The 19,978-nt window shown below is 75.3% G+C and carries 12 protein-coding genes; 4 read left to right on the top strand and 8 right to left on the bottom strand.

What is annotated here, in order from left to right; translation table 11 throughout:
* Nucleotides 1-25 precede the first annotated feature (25 nt).
* The 5 genes from DQ392_RS26320 to DQ392_RS26300 all read right to left on the bottom strand — a co-directional run bounded on the left by DQ392_RS26320 (nt 26) and on the right by DQ392_RS26300 (nt 8,423).
* The gene (locus tag DQ392_RS26320) at nt 26-1,660 is read right to left on the bottom strand and encodes a PP2C family protein-serine/threonine phosphatase (RefSeq protein WP_114018632.1); all 1,635 of its coding nucleotides are present in this window, start codon (nt 1,658-1,660) and stop codon (nt 26-28) included.
* A 2-nt stretch (nt 1,661-1,662) separates the two neighbouring features.
* Entirely contained in the window at nt 1,663-4,419 is a 2,757-nt protein-coding gene (locus DQ392_RS26315) for a serine/threonine-protein kinase (protein WP_114018204.1), read from the bottom strand.
* Complete coding sequence (locus DQ392_RS26310; RefSeq protein WP_245982008.1) at nt 4,416-5,714, bottom strand: coiled-coil domain-containing protein; 1,299 nt, start codon at nt 5,712-5,714, stop codon at nt 4,416-4,418. The genes DQ392_RS26315 and DQ392_RS26310 overlap by 4 nt, the downstream gene beginning before the upstream one ends.
* Nucleotides 5,715-5,820: 106 nt before the next feature.
* Nucleotides 5,821-6,927, bottom strand: a complete 1,107-nt coding sequence (locus tag DQ392_RS26305) for a glutamate ABC transporter substrate-binding protein (protein ID WP_114018202.1) — start codon at nt 6,925-6,927, stop codon at nt 5,821-5,823.
* A 20-nt stretch (nt 6,928-6,947) separates the two neighbouring features.
* Nucleotides 6,948-8,423: a hypothetical protein gene (locus DQ392_RS26300; protein WP_114018201.1), complete on the bottom strand. Its 1,476-nt coding sequence runs from the start codon at nt 8,421-8,423 to the stop codon at nt 6,948-6,950.
* 387 nt (nt 8,424-8,810) lie between these two features.
* On the opposite strand from DQ392_RS26300, the gene DQ392_RS26295 reads away from it, so the two are divergent.
* From DQ392_RS26295 to DQ392_RS26275, 4 genes are all read left to right on the top strand, one after another.
* Nucleotides 8,811-9,212 carry a globin gene (locus DQ392_RS26295; protein WP_114018200.1) on the top strand — a complete coding sequence of 134 codons (402 nt, stop codon included), beginning with the start codon at nt 8,811-8,813 and terminating at the stop codon, nt 9,210-9,212.
* Between the two features lie 132 nt (nt 9,213-9,344).
* A complete protein-coding gene (locus DQ392_RS26290) occupies nt 9,345-12,932 on the top strand; it encodes an FtsX-like permease family protein (RefSeq protein ID WP_114018199.1) in 3,588 nt (1,195 codons plus the stop codon).
* A 3-nt stretch (nt 12,933-12,935) separates the two neighbouring features.
* Entirely contained in the window at nt 12,936-15,824 is a 2,889-nt protein-coding gene (locus DQ392_RS26280; protein ID WP_147266575.1) for an ABC transporter permease, read from the top strand.
* Nucleotides 15,821-17,053, top strand: a complete 1,233-nt coding sequence (locus DQ392_RS26275) for an ABC transporter ATP-binding protein (protein WP_114018196.1) — start codon at nt 15,821-15,823, stop codon at nt 17,051-17,053. The genes DQ392_RS26280 and DQ392_RS26275 overlap by 4 nt, the downstream gene beginning before the upstream one ends.
* 14 nt (nt 17,054-17,067) lie before the next feature.
* On the opposite strand, the gene DQ392_RS26270 is transcribed toward DQ392_RS26275, so the two are convergent.
* From DQ392_RS26270 to ettA, 3 genes are read right to left on the bottom strand one after another with little or no spacing between them, the layout of a single operon-like run.
* Complete coding sequence (locus DQ392_RS26270) at nt 17,068-17,748, bottom strand: DUF8185 domain-containing protein (protein WP_114018195.1); 681 nt, start codon at nt 17,746-17,748, stop codon at nt 17,068-17,070.
* Nucleotides 17,729-18,154 carry an acyl-CoA thioesterase gene (locus DQ392_RS26265; RefSeq protein ID WP_114018194.1) on the bottom strand — a complete coding sequence of 142 codons (426 nt, stop codon included), beginning with the start codon at nt 18,152-18,154 and terminating at the stop codon, nt 17,729-17,731. Before DQ392_RS26265 ends, DQ392_RS26270 begins: the two co-directional genes overlap by 20 nt.
* A 4-nt stretch (nt 18,155-18,158) precedes the next feature.
* On the bottom strand, nt 18,159-19,823 hold the full coding sequence (ettA, locus tag DQ392_RS26260) for an energy-dependent translational throttle protein EttA (protein ID WP_114018193.1): 1,665 nt from the start codon (nt 19,821-19,823) through the stop codon (nt 18,159-18,161).
* Nucleotides 19,824-19,978: the final 155 nt, after the last annotated feature.

Here is a 19,978-nt window from a genome sequence, read left to right as displayed (position 1 = left end):
TGGCGGGGCCCGCCATGTGCGCGGCTCAGGCCGGCCTCGTCCCCTCCTGCGGTGCGGGCGACGGCGCGGGAACGGGCAGCACCGCGACCGTCACGTTGTCGTGGCCCCCGCCGTCCAGCGCGTAGCCGACCAGGTGCCGGGCGGTGTGGAGCGGGTGGGTGCCTGCGTCGGGCGGCAGGGCCGCGGCCATCTCGTCGGCGGACTCGGCGTAGTTCCACAGCCCGTCCGTGCACACCACCACGACGCCTGCCCGCTCGGGCTGGAAGGAGGCGGTGTGCGGGTCGAGTTCGTAGGCGTCGGCGCCCAGCCACCCCGTGATGGCGTGCGCGCGCGGGTCCGCGTAGGCCTCGGCCTCGCTCATCAGCCCGGCGGCGACCATCTGCGCGGCCCAGGAGTCGTCCTCGGTCAGGCGCGTGGCGCCGGCCGTGCGGTCGTCGGGCACCCAGTAGGCGCGGCTGTCACCGATCCAGCCGACGGTCAGGATGCCCGCGCAGCTGAGCGCGCCGACGACGGTGCAGGCGGGCGCGTTCTTGGCCGGGTCGACGGGGGTGTCGGCGGCCAGTTCGTTGACCGCCTCGGCGGCGACGACGAGCGCGTCGTGCATGGCCTGCTGCGCGTGGCGGCCCTGCGGCAGCGCCGTGCGCAGGGAAGCGCTGGCCGCCTCGGCCGCCGCGGCTGACGCCTCGTCGGGGCGGGTGGCGGAGGAGACGCCGTCGCAGACGACGGCGATCGTCACGGGCGCGCCTTCGCCGGTGGCGGTCTCGGCGAGGGCGTAGAAGTCCTCGTTGCGGTGGTGGCGCAGACCGCGGTCGCTGGCTGCGGCCACGGTGGCCAGGGCCGACTCCATGTGGTCGCGGTCGCGGGGCTGCTTGTGGCCGCAGTGTTCGCAGTAGCCGTCGTCGTCGATGGTGCCGGTGCCGCAGGCGACGCAGGTGGGGCCGAGCGGTTCGGGACCGCCCGCGAAGCCGTCGGCTTCACCGGTGCCGGTGACGTGGCCCGTCGGTCCGGCGGGGTCGTCGGAGACGGTGCGCGGGTCGGGACCGGTCGGCGCGGGGCCCTGCGCGGGCGGCGTCGGGGCACCCGCGTCCCGGACCGGTGAGACGCCCGCACCGTCGGCCGGTGGGACGGGCCCGGCACCGGCCGAAGGGAAGCCCGCTTCGGCGGTGGGCGGAACGGGACCGGCGCCGGCCGGTGGTGGGGGCGTCACAGGCTCCCCGGCCGCGGGCGGCAGGGCGAAGTCCTGCTCGGCGGAGGCGGGCAGGGGCCCGGACGCGGGTGAGGGGGGCTGCGGGCCCGCGGCCGGGGGATGCTCCCAGCCGTCCGCCCCGGGCCGCTGCGGGCCCGTACCCGCGGCGGCACCCGGCTGTACGGGCGGGGCGGGGGGCGCGGGCGGGGGCGGGGGTGCGGAAGCGTGGCCCTGGTCCGCCGGTGGCGCGGGCGGGGGCGGGGGTGCGGCCGGGTGGCCCTGTCCTGGCGGGGGCACCGTCGGCAGGCCGTCGGGGAGCGTGGGGGTGCGCCCCTGCGTGGCGTCCTGTGCGCCGGCGGCGAGGTCGCGGGCGGCTGCTTCCAGGTCGGCGCCGCAGGCGCCGCAGAAACGGTCACCCTCCTCGAGCGGCTCCGCGCAGCTCGGGCAGGCGGACAGTTGGTCGAGCTGAGGCATGGTCACACCCACGTCCGGGGGCGGAAGCGGTTGGCGCGTTCCACCAGTTCGATCCTCTCGGTTCCGGTCTGCGCGTGCCGGGCGAGCAGCCGGTAGGAGCGCTCCAGGCCGAAGCGCAGCCCCTCCTCGGTGAGCGGACTGTCCAACAGCCGTACCCCGGCGCCGGGAGGTGAGCCCGGCGCACCCGCAGGCGCGGGCCCGGAGACCGTCCCCCGGGCGGCACCAGCCTGGCACAACAGCCAGTCGAGCGCGCAGCCGAGTACCTCGCAGGTCAGCTCGTGACGGCGGACGGCGTCCAGTCCGACGTCCTCCAGACCGGCGACCTGCCGTGCGGCCGCCTGAAGGTCATCCAGCAGCGGCTCGTGCGGCGAGCGCTGTCGCAGGCGCGCTCTGACGGCCGCGACACGGGCCGCGGTGAAGTGGATGGAGGACTCCGGAACCGACTCCAGCACGCGTACGGCACCGGCGCGGTCGCCGGTGGCCAGCCGTACCCGCGCCAGCCCGAAGGCGGCGCTCACGTAGGCCGGGTCGGTGGTCCACACCAGGTGGTAGTACTCGGCGGCGTTGTCCCACTGGCCCAGGACCTCCGCGCAGATGCCGAGCGCCAGCTTGGGTGCCGGCTCGCCGGGAAAGGCGTCGTAGACGGCGTCGAAGGAGAGGGCCGCGGCCTCCCGGTCTCCGGTCACCAGGGAGGCCACGCCGCGATACCACACGACCCGCCAGTCCTCGGCGTGCCGGGCTTCCAGCGCGCCGAGCGCACTGAGCGCGGCGTCCGGCCCCTGCGGCCCCGGTCCGAGTTCGAGGTGGGCGCGCAGGGTGCGCAGCCGCAGTTCGGGGGAGTCGGTGGTGGCGGCTTCCAGCGCGGTGAGCAGGTCGGCGGGGGCCGAGGCCATCAGCCCCGCGAGGAATCCCGCGTTCGGGTCGGACGGGTCGACGCGCGGTACGGGCAGCGCGAGCGCCGTCGCGCCCGCCTCCAGGGGGCGCAGCGCGATCCCGGCCGCGCCCGCCGCGGGTGGCGCCGGCGCGGGGAAGGAGGCGAGCGGCGCGGGCGCGCTGCCCGCGGCGGCACCGTCCGGGGCGGTGCCTGGAGCGGCGCCCGCACCGCCCGCGGCGGCCAGGGCGGTCCCCGCAGTCGCCGCGGGGGCCGTGGCGTTCCCGCTCGCGGGGGCCACCGCCTGGGCGGGCAGCGTCACCTGCGCGGGTCCGCCGCGTGCGGCGGGCCGTGGGCCGCGCCGGCCGCTGCCGCGCGCGCCCGTGCGGGCCCCCAGCAGGGAAATGTCGCCCTGCTGCGCGGTGACCAGGTCGGTGTCCACGACGCGGAGTTCGGGGCCGAAGAGGGTGGAGAGGGCGGGGCGTGGCCGCCCGGACTGGACGGCCACGACCTCACGGAGCACGCCGAACAGCTGTTCGGACATCTCCTCGGCCGAGGCGAACCGGCGCTGCGGGTCGGGGTCCGTGGCCCGTACCAGGAAGCGGTAGAAGGACTCGTACCTGTGGAAGACCTCGATGTTGCCGGGCTCGGGCAGGCTGTCGACGTAGACGTTGGTGTAGCCCTGGAAGTCGAAGGTGAGGACGGCCAGGGTGCGCGCCACCGTGTACAGGTCGGAGGCGACCGAGGGTCCCTCTTCGGCCACTTCGGGCGCCTGGTAGCCGACGGTGCCGTAGATGGCGCTGTCCTCGTCGTCCATGCGGCGCACGGCGCCCATGTCGATGAGCTTGAGCTGGTCGCCCTGCTGGATGGCGTTGTCGACCTTGAAGTCGCAGTAGAGCAGGTTGCGGCTGTGCAGGTGACCGAGGGCCTCCAGCGCCTCGATGCCGTAGGCGCAGGCCACTTCGACGGGCAGCGGGTCGCGTCTCCCGTCCGGGGCGCGGCGCTCGTTGGCGATCTGTTTGAGCGAGCTGCCGCCGACGTACTCCATGACGATGTAGCCGTCGAGGCTGCCGGTGCGCTGGTCCAGGTGCTCGACGAAGTTGTAGATGCGCACGATGCCCGAGTGCTCGATCTCCGCCAGGAAGCGCCGCTCGGCGATCGCGGCCGCCATGGCGTCCTCGTCGCCGGTGTCGAGGAGGCCCTTGAGGACGACCCAGCGGTCGGAGACGGCGCGGTCCACGGCGAGATAGACCCAGCCGAGCCCGCCGTGCGCGAGGCATCCGGCGACCTCGTACTGGCCGTGCACGATGTCGCCCGGGCCCAGCTTGGGCACGAACGAGTAGGGATGGCCGCACTGGGTGCAAAACCCCTCGGTGCGTCCCGAGCGCGCGCCGCGGGAGCGGCCCACGGGCGCCCCGCAGTCGCCGTTGCTGCAAAACCGTTTGCGCTCGGGGACCTCGGGGTTCTCCAGCACCACGGTGGCCGGGTCCGGCCGCGGCACGTCGGGGACCTGGACGAGTCCGGCGCCCAGCCGGCCGCGCGCCGAGGACGACGGCCCGGTGGAGGAGCGGCCGGTGCGTACGGAAACCGAGCGGCTGGTGGAGCGGCCCGACAGGGAGCGGGAGAGCCGCCCGGAGACCGAGCGGCGGGAGGAGCGGGAGCGCGCGGAGGCGCGCGCGGAGCCGGTGCGGGCCGACCCCGAGGAGCGGCTGCCCCGCCCCGGGCTGGTCACCCCCGTCGGCGCCGAGCCGAGCACCCCGCCGGGCGCCACCACGGGCGCGAGCCCGCAGGTGTCGCAGTACAGCTCCCCGCCGCCCATGTCCTCGTAGGCGCCCTCGCACTGCGGCCGTTGGCACGGCCGCCGCGGCGCGCTCGCCTGCTCGCTCACTCTGCCCCCATGTTCATCGCTCCGCCCGCGGTGTGCCGGGCATCTCGCTGCCGCTGGGCCAGCGCCTCCTGTGCGGCCCGCTGGTAGCGCAGTACGGCCTCCTCTGCGGCCCTCAGGTCGCAGGGCGCGCTCCACAGCATGCGGCGTGCCGCGTCGTAGCGCTCGATGAGGATGCGGTCCTCCGCCAGGCCGTTCTGTGCCACCTTCGCCTTGTACGCGTCCAGGCGCCCGCGCAGTTCCGCGCGGACGGCCAGCGGCGCGGTGACGGCCGACAGTTCGGCGCGGGCGCGCTCCAACTCCTCATCGGCGCGCTCCTCCAGGCTCTCCAGCAGCGGCGAGAGCCGGTGCCAGCGCGCGTGCCTGCGGTGCTCGGCCGCGGTGGCGAGCTGTTCCTGGAGCGCGGTGGGCGGGCCGCTGACGGCGGGTACGTCCCAAGCGGCGATCTTGGCGAGTACCTCGCCGCGCGCGGCGCGCGCTTCGGCGAGGGTGCGATCGGCGCGGCTGAGCACGTCGCGGAGGGTCATCAGCCGCGTCTCGGCGTCCTGCCGCACGGCGAGGACGGCGTCGATCTCGCGCCGTACGTCCTCCAGGGTGCGGGCCGCGTTGTCGTAGCGCGTGGTGTCGGGGCGGCCGCCGCCGGGGGCGCCGCTGCCCGAGGTGGGTGTCCAGAAGGCGAGCGGGTCGGCGACGACCTCCTCGCGCAGGGCCGTGAGTTCACGGGTGGTGCGCTCCAGGTCGTCGGCGGCCGGGTGCTCACCGGGGCGCACGCCGACGGAGTGCGCCAGGGAACGCACGCGCCCGAGTTCGGCGGCGAGCAGGTCGATCCTGGCGGGCAGCGCCGACCACACCGAGTCGGCGGCGGCCACCACGTCGAGGGCCTGCGCGTACCACTCGTTCATCCGCTCGACGAGGCGGCTCAGCGTCAGCTCCTCGGCGAGTTTCGGGCTCTCCGTCAGGCTCGCGCCCGGCGAGCCCGCCAGTGCGCCGCCGGAGACGGTGAGCGTGCCGCGCAGCAGGCGCGTCAGCTCCGCCAGGTCGTCGCGGCTGGGCCAGCGGCGGCGGGCCCGCAGCTCACGCGCCCGCTCCAGCGTGCGCGAGTAGGTCTCGAACCCGTTCCACAGCGAGGTGATGGCGGTCTCGGCGCGCGCCCAGCGGTGCGCGGTCGTCCCGGTGAGCCGCGCGCCCTCCAGCAGCCTGCGCCCGGCGTGGTCCTGGAGTGCCAGCAGGGAGGACTCGACGGCCTCGTGCTCGGCGTCGAGACGCTCCAGAGCGCGGTCGGCCTCCTCCCGGCTCATCACCTCTCCGGCGGGCCCGGCGGTCCCCATCGATCACCTCGCTGTTCGACGCGTACGTGCACTCTCTCGGGCCGGCGCCGGCGGCGACCCGCCTACCGGCATCGGTTCAGTCACGGTAGAGCGGTTTCGGCGGTGCGGGCTTCTTCCCTTCCGTACCCACGATGTCGTCGGCGAGCCAACGCTTGTAGGAGGACTTCCACCCGTCCTCGCGGTAGTCCTCCAGCACCTTGTTGACCCTGCGGACCAGATCCTCGTCCTCGAGGTTCATCGCGACGCCGTACGGCTCGATCGTCTGCGGCTCGCCGATGAGTTCGACGGACGGGTCCTGCGCCGCCTGCCCGGCTGCCAGGGCGCTGTCGGTGACGGTGGCGTCGGCCTGGCCGAGCTGGAGGCGCACCAGGCAGTCGAGCTGGTTGGGGACGACGACGGGCTCGGCACCCAGCTCCTCGTACCTGTCCGACTTCATCATCGTCTCCGCCGTCGAACCCGAGGCGTAGCACACGCGTTTGCCGCGCATGCTCGCGTCGAAGCCCTTGACGCGGGCATCCTTCTTGGGGACCAGCAGCTGCTGCCCCGCCTCGAAGTAGGCCGTGGAGAAGGCGACCTTGTCCTTGCGGTCGCAGGCGATGGTCATGGTCCGCACGACCATGTCCACCTCGCCCTTCTCGATGGCGGGGATGCGCTGGTCGGTGGGGATGGTCTTGTAGGTGATCCTGTCGGGCCCGTCACCGCCGAGCAGGTCGCGGGCGATGGCCTTGACCAGGTCGATGTCGAAGCCCTCGATCTTCCCCGTCGTCGGATCCCGGTAGCCCCACAGGTAGCTGTTCTGGTCGACGCCGACGACCAGCTTGCCCTCGTCCTTGATCCGCTCGACCGCCTCCCCCGCCTTCCCCGAGGGCTTGAGGCTCTCGGCGGGGTTGCCGCCGTCCTCGCACTCCTCCGGCTCGGGCTTCTCGTCCGGGTCGGTGGCCGAGGCGGGACGTCCCGCGGCCGCCCCCGCGCCGTGCGCGGCGCCGTCGGCCGGGGAGGGCGGGGGCGGCGCGGCGGGCGCGGGAGCCAGCAGCGCGGCCGCGACGAGGGCGGCGGCGGCCGGCAGACCGCCCGCCACGGCGGCCCACCGTCCGCCGCGCCCGCCTGTTCGCGTGCCCCTGCCCCGCGCGCCCGTCTGCCGCGCACCCGCCGGCCGTGTGCGTGCGGTCCCTGCGCCTGTCATCGCGTCCCCCCTCACCGGCCTCACCGGTACTCCGCCAGCCTGCGCCCGATACCCAGCACGGCCGCCGCCGCACCGAGAACGGCCAGCACCAGGGCGCCGACCGCCAGCCCGCCGAACCTGCCGCGCGCGCTGTCGGCCGCCTGCTCGAACTGCTCCTGCTCGTGCGCGGTCGCCCGGCTCAGGCTCTCATCGACCTGGTCGAAGCTCTCCCCTGTGCTGTTCTCGGCGCCGATCACCTGCGCGACGGCGTCCTCGTAGTCGCCGTTGTTGTCCTTGACCCGGGCCGCCAGATGCCGCCGCTGCCACGCCTCGACGGCCTTCTCGGCGTCCCGCACGGCCTGCCGCCCCCTACGGTCGTCCGCGCGGCTTTGTGCTTTGTGGAGCAGGCCCGTCCCCGGGGCCCCGTCCCCCTCGCCGCCGGCCTTCTCGTCACCGGTGATGGCCCGCATCCGCTTGCGGTAGCTCTCCTCGTACGCGGCACCGCCGCCCCGGGCGACCAGCGTCATGTTCTCGTCGCCGCGCGCCTGGAGGGTGGCGATCCGCGCCTCGTTGAGCGCCTGGAGGGAGGCCGCGCCCCTGGTGTCCGACTCGTGCAGCCCCGCGCGGGCCAGCGCGTGGCCGCCCGTCAGCCACACCAGCAGCACCAGCACGGCGGCGCTCGCGCCCAACAGCCCCTGGTTGAAGACCCGGTTGGTGCGCAGGTAGGTGCGGCGCTGCGCCCAGCCCAGCGCCCCCAGCGCGACGACACCGGCGCCGAGGGCGAACAGGGGCCACGAGGTGGCGTCCGCGTAGTCGCCCTCAAGACGCCCGCTCTCGGCCGTGTACAGCTTGCGCGCGGCGGGCAGGAGTTCGCCGCGCATCTTCTCGTTGGCGTACCGCAGGTAGGCGCCGCCCAGCGGCAGGCCCTGCCTGTTGTTGGCCCGCGCCGCCTCGACCAGCCCCGTGTAGACGGGCAGGCCGCGGTTGAGCGCGGTGATCTGCCGCTGGGCCGTACCCGAACCCGAGGAGCCGGCCGCCGCGTCGGCCAGCAGCCCGGACGCCTCGTGGATGTCGTCCTCGTACCGCTTCCGCACCTTGTCCGGCTCGTCCCCGCCCGCCAGGAACCCGCTGGAGGCGGAGGTGTCGGCGTCCGCCAGCGAGCGGTAGACGCGTGCCGCGTCCGCGCTGAGCGGCTGACTGTGTTCGGCCACCGCGTCGGCGGCGGCCTTCCGGTCGGACACCTGCCAGGCCGAGACCGCTCCGAACACCACCACCAGCAGGGCGAGAGCGGCGCCGATCGCCCGCAGCCGTCCCGGCTCGGTCGTCACCGCGGCCCGCAGCCGCGCCCTCCCCTCGGACCAGGCCGTACGGCGTCCCGCGCCGCTCGCGACGGCGCCCGGGTCGCCCGGCGGCCGCGCGCCCGGTGCCGGACCCGGGGCGCCGCCCGCGGTGTGCCCGGCTGCCGGTACCGCGGGCACGGGCGGCGGTGTCGGTGGCGCGGTCGGCGGCTGTGTCACGGCTGAGCCCTCCCCCTCGGTCGCTGACAGACACCCTGCCGGTCGCGTACGCCCCCGCTCCCCTCCGTGCGGCCCCCGGCTCCCCTGCCCGGGGCCGCGGGCGCCGGGCCGCCCGACTGTGGTGCCTCGGTGCAGCAGTATGGCGGCAGCGGCCGGTGACCACACCGGATTGGGCGGGATCTTGTTCGTATCGCGACCAAACACCGCGGCCGAACGCCCGGTACGCGAGCACCGGACCCGCGCCGCCGACGCGTCCTTCCCGCGCCGCCGCTCGCACCTCCTCCTGTCCTGTCCACACGCACCCCGCGCCACCGGCGGTTCCCTGGCCCCCGGCGGGGTCGTAGGTCCGGGGTCCTCCGTCGGGGCGTCTGCCACCATGGACGGGTGATGGAGATCCGGCACGGCAGCCTTCCCACGCAGACCTTCTACGAGCAGGTCGGCGGCGAGGAGACCTTTCGACGGCTCGTGCACCGCTTCTACCAGGGGGTCGCCGAGGACCCCCTGCTGCGGCCGATGTACCCCGAGGAGGACCTGGGCCCCGCCGAGGACCGGCTGGCGCTCTTCCTGATGCAGTACTGGGGAGGGCCGCGCACCTACAGCGAGTCGCGGGGCCACCCCCGGCTGCGCATGCGGCACGCCCCGTTCAAGGTCGACCGCGCCGCGCACGACGCCTGGCTGCGGCACATGCGGGACGCGGTGGACAGCCTGGAGCTGCCCGAGCATCTGGAAACCCCGCTGTGGGACTATCTCGTTTACGCCGCCGGGTCTATGGTCAACTCCGCGGACTGAGCGGACCGTCGGACCGCGATCCCGGCACGTGCCGACCCGCACGCGGGAGCGTGAGCGCACCACCCCGCGCACGTAACGGGGGTACGGGCCCCGACGGCCCCACGCGCGGAGGGGGACAGGGGGCGGCAAGGCGTGACCGGGTTCGTCGTGGCACGCATGCGTGCACACCGGCTGCTCCTCGCCTCCGCGCTGCTCTCCGTCCTGCTGGCCACCTGCGTAGGAACCACCCTCGCCGCTTTCGCCACCGCGGTCGGCGACGCCGGGCCGCGGCGCGCACTGGAGCACAGGGCGGCCCCCCGTACCGTGCTGGACGTCCGCTCGGACGTCACCGCCGAGGACCGGAAGGCCACGGACGCGGCCGTCCGCCAGGCAGCGCGCGACGCCTTCGGCGGGCTGCCCGTGCGGACCGCCGCCAGCACCCACTCCGGCGCGTACGCGCTGCCCTCCTCGCTGCGCCCGGGCGGCACCGGTGACCTCGCCGCCGGCGCCCCGGGAGCTTCCGGCGCTTCGGGCGCCTCTCAGGACGACGAGCCCGCTCTGACGCGCTTCGCCACCTTCGACCGCGCCCGCGTGACGATGGTCGACGGATCCTGGCCGCGAGCCCCCCGCGCGGGCGAGCGCACCGTCGGCGCGGCGGTGCCCCAGCGGGCCGCCGAGCGGCTCTCGCTGCGCCCGGGCGACACCTTCCGCGTCACGAGCAGGCTCGATGGGCCGCCCGACGTCCGCGTCGAGGTCACCGGCGTCTACGCGCCCGCCTCCCCCGGCTCGGCCTACTGGAAGTGGCTGGACCCGCTGGCGGGCCGGGGCATGGCAGTGGGCGACTTCACCACGTACGGCCCGCTCGCCGTCCCCGACGGCGCCTTCGCCGGCGGGGAGGGAAGAACGGCAGAAACCCGGGGCGCGGAAAAGGCCCGGGGCGCGGGTATGGCGCTGTGGCCCGCCGAGACCCGCTGGCAGGCGGACGCCGACTTCACCGGCCTGGACACCTCCCGCCTCGACGCTCTGGGCGACGACGTGGCCAGGGCCGCCGACCGGATCGGGGCCTCGCCCCTGACCCCGCACGCCGTGGCCACCACGGACCTCCCCGAGCTGCTGGACTCCCTCACCAGGTCGCTGCTCGTGATGCGCTCCACCCTGCTGATCGCCGCGCTCCCCCTGGTGCTGCTGACCGGGCTGACGCTGCTGCTCGTGGCGCAACTGCTGCACACCGAACGTGCCTCCCAGACGGCGCTGCTGCGGGCCCGCGGCGCCTCCAGGACCCGGGTATGCACCCTGGCCGCCGCCGAGGCGCTGCTGCTGGCGCTGCCCGCGGCGGTCGCCGCGCCCCTGCTCGCCGGGCCCGCGGTGCGGTGGCAGGCAGCGCACGGCGCGCTCGCCCGCGCGGGCGTCGAACCGGCCGCCGGGGTGCCAGGCGGCTGGTGGGTGGCGGCCGCGACGGCGCTCGGCTGCGCGCTGCTGATCGCCCTGCCCACACTGCTCGCCCGTGGCCGCGCGGGGGACGAGGACCCGGAGAGCGACGCCACCCGGGGCGGCGGCCCCCGCACGCCCGCGCGCCGGCGGCGTACGGCGGCGACCCTGCTGCGCGGCGGCGCCGACCTCGCACTGGTCGTGCTGGCAGCGGTCGCCTACTGGCAGCTGGAGCGGCGCGCGGGCGGCACCGGCGTCCTGTCGGCGCGCGCGGACTCCGGCGCCCGGGGAGGGTCCGGCGGGGCGCTGGGCATCGACCCGGTGCTGGTGGCGGCGCCCGCGCTGGCGCTGCTCGCGGGCACCGTGCTGGTACTGCGGGTGCTGCCGCTCGCGGCGCGGCTGGGCGAGCGGTTCGCCACCCGGGGACGGGGGCTGGCCGCGGCACTGGCCGGCTGGCAGCTCAGCCGCCGGCCGCTGCGCGGCGCCGGGCCCGCGCTGCTGCTCGTCCTGGCCGTGGCGACGGGGGTGTTCGCGGTCGGCCAGGGCGCCAGCTGGGACCGCTCGCAGGACGACCAGGCGGACTTCCGCACCGGGGCCGACATCTTTGTCAGCGGCTCCAGCGCACCCCCGCTCGCGCAGGGCGGGCTGTTCACCGGCCTGCGCGGGGTCGAGGGGGTGGCGCCGGTGGCGCGGGCGTCGTTCAGCACGGCGGGCGACCGTACGGCGCAGCTTCTGGCCACCGACGCGAGCACGGCGGGCGACGGGATACTGCGGCTGCGGGACGACCTGGCCGACGAGGCCCCCTCCCGGCTGCTGCGGCCGCTGCCCGGCCAGGACCGTACGGAGACCGGTGTGCGGCTGCCGGAGGACACGCGGGGGCTGCGGCTGCGCGTACGGCTGGAGGGCGAGCGTGCCTCCCCGGATGACGAGCGCGGCTCCTCCGGTACTGAGCAGGGCTCCCCTGACAAGGGCGGAAAGGGCGAGAAGAACGCCGCCGCGGACACCGATGCCGGCTCTTTTGCCGCGGACACCCTCTCACTCACCGTCGAGGACCGTTTCGGCGTGCCCTACCGGCTACCGCTCGGTGACGTGCCGGGCGACGGGGAGGCGCACACGCTGAGCGCCGCCCTCGCGCAGGGCGGCGGAACACCGGCGGGGCCGGTGCGGCTGACCGGGATCGGCGTCTCCTACCCGGCTCCCGCGCACAGCCGGCAACGGGAGCTGACCGTCGAGGAGATCGCCGCGACGGGATCGCACGGCAGCCGCACGGTGCGCCCCGCACGCCAGGAGCAGTGGACGCCCCGGGTCCGCGCCGACGACGCGCAGGCTTCCCTGGGGCGCGGCCCGTACGCCGACGCCGACGCCCGCAAGGCCGCGCTGCGGCCGGACGGCGCGGCGCTGACCGCCCGCTACACCACCGGTTCCGCGCCCCCTGAGGCGCCGCGGGAGACGGACCCGGTCACCGTCTCCGTCCTGTGGTCGCCCGGGGCTCCGCCGGGTGGTGCGCACCGGCCGATCGCCGCCGTCGCCACGGACGCCTACCTGCGGGCGAGCGGTGCCGAGGTGGGGGACACGGTCACGGTCGACGCCCTGGGGACCGAGTTGAGCGTCCGCCTCACCGGCGCCGTCCGCGCCCTGCCCACCGTCTCGCCCGCCCCGGCCACCGAAGGTGAAAGCAGCGCCGGGGCCCTGCTGTTCGACCTGGGGACGCTGAACCGGACGCTGGCGGGACGGGACGCCACCTTGCTGGAGCCGCGCACGTGGTGGCTTTCGGTCGCCGGGGGCGCGGGCGACCGGGTGGCCGGAAAGCTGAGGGCCGAACCCGCCGTGGGCGCCGTACGGGTACGCGACGAGGTCGCCGCCGAGTTGCGCGGCGACCCACTGGGCGCCGGGCCCCGCAGCGCGCTGACCGCGCTGGCCGCTGCCGCCGCCGTGCTGGCGGCGACCGGCTTCGCCGTCAGCGCCGCGGGCGCGGCGCGGGAACGCGCGGACGAGTTCGCCGTCCTGCGTGCTCTCGGCGCGCCCCGGCGGCGGCTCGCGCACGCCCTCGCCGCCGAACAGGGGCTCGTGCTGGTGCTCTCGGCGGCGCTCGGGCTCGGACTGGGGGCGCTGCTGGTCCGCCTGGTGGTGCCGCTGATCGTCGTCACGGGTGACGCCCGCGCGCCCGTGCCCGACCTGCTGGTACGGCTCCCGGCGGGCGGGACGGCCGCCCTGCTGGCGGCGGTGCTGGCGGTGCCGCTCGCGGTGGTCGCCGCCACCGCATTCCGCCGCGCGGGCCCCGTGGCGGCTCCACGCACGGAGAGGGGTGACTGACCGGTGCCGGACCTCGCGCGCCCCGACGAAGAGGCCACGCCCCGCGGCGGGTGGCTGTGGGCGCGGTTGCGGGCGGCGCCCGGCGGGGCGCTGGCGTTCGCCGTGCTGGTGCTGGCGACGGCGTTCGTGGCGGCCGCGCTGCCGCGGGCCGTCGACGCCTCCGCTGACGACGCGCTGCGCGCCGCTCTCGAACGGGCCCGCCCCGCCGACCGCGCGCTCCGCGCCACGGCCTCCGCCGCGCCGGACGCGGGAAGCCCCGCCGAACTGCGCGAGCGCGTCGCGCCCGCGGCGGTGGACCGGGCGGACACGGCCCTCCGCCGCGCCGTCCACGCCCCCCTGCGCCTGGCGGCCGGGCAGGCGGCGTACGGGGTGCGCAACACCAGCCCCGCGGACACCGACGATCCGACACTGCCCCGCCCCTCCCCGGACGTCGCCCCCAAGGCCACATTGACGGCGCAGGCGCGGCTCGCCCGGCACGCGACCCTCACCCGGGGCCGGATGCCGGGCCCGGAGCGGGAGGGGCACCGGGTGCAGGCGGCGGTCACCGAGGAGACCGCCCGCCGGATGCACCTCGCCCCGGGTGACACCTTCCACCTGCCGGACCGTACGGGCACGGGCGGAAGCGCTGTCACGGTCCAGGTCACCGGAGTGCTGGCGCCGCGCGGCTCCCGAGAACAGGTCGCCCACAGCCCCTTCTGGAACGCCGAACAGAGCCTCGCGCGCCCTTCCCTGCTGTCGATCCCGCCCTCCGGCGGGGGCGGAACACCGAAGCGCTACTGGCACTTCACCGCGTTCATCCACCCGAAAGCGGCACCCGCGCTGCTGTCCCTGCGCGACGGTGCCGAACTGTACTTCCACCACCCGCTCGACACCGGCGCGCTCGCCGGGCACCAGGCACGGCAGGCCGCGGGCGACCTCACCCGGCTCGCGTCCGGCGCCGACGCGGCACGGCTGCGCGAGACCGCGGGCGTCGGCGAACTGACCTTCGAGACGGGGCCGGCCGAAACCCTCACCGCCTTCGAGCGGGAGAACTCCGCCGTCGCCCCCCTCCTGCTGATCGCCGCGCTCGGCCTGGCCACCACAGCGCTGATGGTGCTGCTCCTGGCCGCGCTGCTGACCGCCGAACGGCGCGCGGACGAACTGGCGCTGCTGCGGGCCCGCGGCGCCTCACTGCCCGGCCTGGCGGGCAGACTGCTGGCCGAGAGCGCCACCGTCGCGGTGCCCGCGGGAGCGCTGGGCACCGGACTCGCGTACACGGCCACCGACGGCACCCGCAGCGCGGCGGCGCTGACCGCGGCGGCGGCCGTCACCGCTTTGGCCTCGCTGGCCCTGCCGGTGCGCGCGGCGCTGGCGCACCGGCGCGTCAGGGCCGCCGCACCCCGCGGCGACCTGACCCGGCGACGCCCCTCGCGGCGCCGCACGGTGGTGGAGGTGAGCACGTTCGTGCTCGCCGTCGCCGCCGTCGTGGCACTGCGGCAGCGCGGCACCGGCGGCCGGAACAGCGCACAGGGGACGGCCACGGCCGGGGGTGCGGACGGATCAGGCGCAGCGGGCGACACGGACCTGCTGCTGGCGCTCGCCCCCGTACTGGTCGCGCTGGCGGCCGCGCTGCTCCTGCTGCGCTGCTACCCGCTGCCGCTGCGGCTGCTGGAACGGCTCACCGCGCGCCGCCCCGGCCCCGTCGCGTTCCTCGGGGTGGCCCGCGCGGCCCGCGCGCCCTCGGCCGCCGTGTCGGGGCCCGCGCTGCTCGCCCTGCTCGTCGCGCTCACCGTGGCCTCGTTCGGCGGCACCGTCCTCACGGGCATCGCACACGGCAGGGACACCGCCGCCCTGCGCGCCGTCGGAGCGGACGCCCGCATCGAGGCACCCGGCGCGCAGAACCTGCCCGCAGGGATGACGGAAGAGGTCCGCCGCGCACCAGGGGTGGACACGGTGACGGCCTACCGTGCGCACGACGACGGCGAACTGACCGGCGTCGCCGACGCGGTGACCGTCGCCCTGGTCGACGCACCCGCCTACGCCCGCCTCACCGGGGACGACGGCCTCCCCGCCTTTCCCGCCGACTCCCTGGTACCCGACGCCTCGAACGCCTCCACCGAGCCCCTCCCCGCGCTGATGTCCCCCGGCCTGGCCGGGAAACTCGGCAACGGCACCGAGTACACCGACCTCGTACTGCCCGGCCTGCAACTGCCCGTGCGGCCCGCCGTCATCCGCGAGGCCACCCCCGCCACCCAGCAGGGCGACTTCGTGGTCCTCTCCCGCGAAGCCGTCGCCCGCGCCCGCCCCGACGTGCGCGGCACCGCACTCCTCGCCCCCACCACACTGCTGGCCGGCGGCCAGGGCCCGGACGCCCGCACGCTGCGCCGGCTGGCGGCCGCGGCCTTCCCCGAGGCGGACACGGGATCCCTGGTCTCCCTGCGCGCCGAGGAACGCGCCGAGTACGCCGACACCGTGCTCCAGTCCGGCGCCGAACACCTCTACACCCTCGCCGTGCTGGCCGCCGCCGGCTACAGCGCCCTGGCCGTCGGGCTGTCACTGGCACAGACCGCACCCGCCCGCCGGGCACTCCTGGCCCGGCTGCGCACCCTGGGGCTGGCCCGCCGCCAAGGCCGGGGCGTCCTGCTGCTGGAGAGCCTGCCGCTGTACGTACTGACCGCCGCGGCGGGGGCCGCCACCGGGCTGGCGACCGTGCCGCTGCTGGGGCCCGGGATCGACCTGAGCGCCCTGGCGGGCACGCCCGACACCCTGCCCGTGGGGCTGACCGCCGACGCCCCACCCCTGCTCGCACCGCCGCTGGCGCTGCTGGCCCTGGCCACGCTCGGGCTGCTGGCACAGGCCCGGCACGGCGGCGGTGCGGCGGACCTGCGCACGGAGAACCAGGAGCCCTCATGACACCCCGACCCCGGCCCCGTCAGTCCGCGTCCGCGTCCCCGCCCGCGTCCACGGGCGGCGAGGGGCGGGCCACCACCCTCGGCGATCTGGAGCGGCGCGCCGCGGCCGGGCGGCGGGAGCGCGCCTACGGTGCCGACGCGCTGATCGCCTGCGACCGCCTGGTACGGATTTTCAGCGGCGACGGCGTCGAGGTCCAGGCCCTCCAGGGACTCGACCTCCTCGTACACGAGGGCGAACTCACCGCCCTCGTCGGAGCGTCCGGCAGCGGAAAGTCGACCCTGCTGAACATCCTCGCAGGACTCGACACCCCCTCGGCGGGCAGCGCGAGCGTCGCCGGACACGACCTGCCGGCCATGGACGCGCGCACCAGGCTGCACTACCGCCGCCGGGTCGTCGGCTTCATCTGGCAACGCACCGCCCGCAACCTGCTGCCCTATCTGACGGCCGCACAGAACGTGGCGCTGCCCATGAAACTGAGCGCAGGCGGCGGACGCACCGGCACCGGCGGCGCACACCCCGTCGCGGCCGGCCTCGGCCGGGGCAGGCGGCGGAGGCGGAGGGCCCTCGAACTCCTCGACCTGCTCGGCATGGCCGACCACGCCGGGCGGCGCCCCGCACAGCTCTCGGGCGGCCAACAGCAGCGGGTGGCCATCGCGGTGGCGCTCGCCAACGACCCGTCCGTCATCCTCGCCGACGAGCCCACCGGCGAACTCGACACCGCCACGGCGGCCGAGGTCTTCACCGCGCTGCGCCGGGCCAACACCGAACTGGGCACCACCATCCTGGTCGTCACCCACGACGCCGCGGTGTCCGCGCAGGTCAACCGCACCGTCTCCATCCGCGACGGGCGCACCAGCACCGAGACGCTGCGCACCGCCACCCCGGACGCCGAGGGCGGCGCGGCCACCGTGGGGCGCGAGTACACCACGATCGACCGCTCGGGCCGCCTCCAGTTGCCGCCCGAGTTCACCACGCCGCTCGCCCTCCGCGACCGCGTACTCCTGGAACTGCGCCCTGACCACATACAGGTCCGCCCGGGCGACGGCACCCGGGCACAGGAGTCGGAAGAGCCCGGGACGGGGACGGGACCCGGTACCGGAACAGGACCCGAAAGCGGGACCGCGACGGAGCCCGGGGCTTGGGCCGCATCGGAGCCCGGGGCAGGGACCGAGGGGGCCGGTGCCCGGGAGACGGACGCACCCGACCGCGGTGAGGAGGAACCCGGCTGAGCGCCGGGTGGAACTCACACCGGGGTGACGCTCAGACCCGCGCCCGCGCCGGACCCCGCACCGCCCTGGCGCCGTACCGCGACGGAGCCGTAGAGCGTGCGCAGCCGCAGCCACGCGCCGGACTCCAGCAGCGTCACCGGATCGGTGCCGCGCAGGAAGCCCAGCGCGTGCGCGGCGTGCGCGGCGCGCAGCGGCAGCTGGGTGTGCCCCAGCGGGCGGGACCAGATCTCCTCGGCGAGCGCGTCCAGCGCCTGACGGCCGCCCCGCTCGGCCGGCAGCTTCTCCGCCCGCTGCCGGAACTCGCCCACGGCGGCCGCCGCGACCGTACCGACGGCGTCGACCGGCACCCGGGCGAACTCCCGCCACCCGCCTCGCGGCGGCAGCACCCCCGCCCACGAGGGGCCGGTGACGGGCCGGGGAACGCCGACGGACTCGCGCTCCTCCTCGACCAGTTCGAGCAACGCGCCGGCCGCCACCGTCACATCGAGCTCGGCCGGCTCCAGGAGCCGTCCCGTGCGCACCGCCAGCACCTCGAAACGGGCCGGCTTGGCGAACACCCCGGCCACACCGTCGCCCGCCTGGATGCGCACGGCGGCGTTCTTCTCCCAGCGCACCAGCCGCTCCAGGAAGGCGGCGAGCCCCGCCGCCTCCCCGGGATCGGCGAAAACCAGCCGGTCAGCCTCTGTGGCTGTCATCGAAGTAGCCCTCCAGGAAGGACCGCTCGGCCGGCGACAGCCGCCGCGGATACCCCTCCTTGATGTTGTACGGCGCCACGACCGTCCTGGCCCGCACATACGGGCCGCCGCCACCGGCCGCATCCTTGATCTCGTACGCGAACGTCACCGAAGCGGCCGTCAGCTTGACCACCCACAGCTCCACCGTCACCGGGTCGGCACGGTGCACCAGCTGCCGCAGATAGTCGATCTCGTGTCGCGCCACGACCGTGCCGCCGGTGAACGCCTCCGGGTCCGCCACCCGCGCCGCCAAGGCCAGGAAATCGATCCTGGCCTCCTCCAGATACCGGAGGTAGACGGTGTTGTTGACGTGCCCGAAGGCGTCCATGTCCGACCAGCGCAGCGGACACGCGTAGCTGTGCCGCACGCGCTCAGCTCCGCGTCAGCTTCTTGTGCGTCGCCCGGTGCGGACGCGCCGCGTCCGGACCCAGCCGCTCGATCTTGTTCTTCTCGTACGACTCGAAGTTGCCCTCGAACCAGAACCACTTGCTGTCGCCCTCGTAGGCGAGGATGTGCGTGGCCACGCGGTCGAGGAACCAGCGGTCGTGGGAGACGACCACCGCACAGCCGGGGAAGTCCAGCAGCGCGTTCTCCAGCGACGAGAGCGTCTCCACGTCCAGGTCGTTCGTCGGCTCGTCGAGCAGCAGCAGGTTGCCGCCCTGCTTGAGTGTCAGCGCCAGGTTCAGCCGGTTGCGCTCACCGCCGGAGAGCACACCCGCCGGCTTCTGCTGGTCCGGGCCCTTGAACCCGAACGCCGACACGTACGCGCGCGACGGCATCTCGACCTGGCCGACGTTGATGTAGTCCAGCTCGTCCGAGACGACCGCCCACAGCGTCTTGTCCGGGTTGATGTTGGCGCGCGACTGGTCGACGTAGGAGATCTTGACCGTGTCGCCGACCTTGATGGAGCCCGAGTCCGGCTCCTCCAGGCCCTGGATCATCTTGAACAGCGTCGTCTTGCCCGCACCGTTCGGACCGATCACGCCGACGATGCCGTTACGCGGAAGAGTGAACGACAAATCCTCGATGAGGACCTTGTCGCCGAACGCCTTGTTCAGCTTGTCCACCTCGACGACGACGTTGCCCAGGCGCGGCCCCGGCGGAATCTGGATCTCCTCGAAGTCCAGCTTCCGGGTCTTCTCCGCCTCGGCCGCCATCTCCTCGTACCGCGTCAGACGCGCCTTCGACTTCGCCTGCCGCCCCTTGGCGTTCGAGCGGACCCACTCCAGCTCGTCCTTGAGACGCTTGGCCCGCTTGGCGTCCTTCTGGCCCTCCACCTTCAGCCGGGCCTGCTTCTTGTCCAGGTAGGTGGAGTAGTTGCCCTCGTAGCCGACGGCCCGGCCACGGTCCAACTCCATGATCCACTCGGCCACGTTGTCCAGGAAGTACCGGTCGTGGGTGATCGCGATGACGGTGCCCGGGTACTTGGCCAGGTGCTGCTCAAGCCACTGCACCGACTCGGCGTCCAAGTGGTTGGTGGGCTCGTCCAGCAGCAGCAGATCGGGCTGCTCCAGCAGCAGCTTGCACAGCGCCACCCGGCGCTTCTCGCCACCGGAGAGGTTGACGACCGGCCAGTCACCGGGCGGGCAGCCCAGCGCGTCCATGGCCTGCTCCAGCTGCGCGTCCAGATCCCAGGCGTTCGCGTGGTCCAGCTTCTCCTGGAGCTTGCCCATCTCCTCCATCAGCGCGTCGGTGTACTCGGTCGCCATCTGCTCGGCGATCTCGTTGAACCGGTCGAGCTGCTGCTTCGTCTCCGCGACACCGTCCTGGACGTTCTCCAGAACCGTCTTCGACTCGTCCAGCGGCGGCTCCTGCAACAGGATGCCCACGCTGTAGCCGGGGGCGAGCATGGCGTCACCGTTGGAGGGCTGCTCCAGCCCCGCCATGATCTTGAGCACGGTCGACTTGCCCGCGCCGTTGGGGCCCACGACACCGATCTTGGCGCCGGGCAGGAAGCTCAAGGTGACGTCGTCGAGGATCACCTTGTCGCCGTGCGCCTTGCGCGCCTTGCGCATGGTGTAGATGTACTCAGCCAAGAGGAACCGTCCGAGCTTCTGTAGGTAGTCGTACGCGGCCGGGCCGCGCGGGTCGTCTCATCATGCGGCAGCGCGCCGCGCCGCTCGCCCGTGAGTGAGCCGCGGCCGTACCACGTCAGGCATACGCACCCCATCTTGCCGCACCCGCCCCCCGC

Origin of the sequence: Streptomyces reniochalinae (assembly GCF_003323735.1) — a bacterium.
In the GTDB taxonomy this organism is placed as follows: Bacteria; Actinomycetota; Actinomycetes; order Streptomycetales; family Streptomycetaceae; genus Streptomyces; species Streptomyces reniochalinae.
This window is presented reverse-complemented; position numbering and strand designations above follow the sequence as displayed.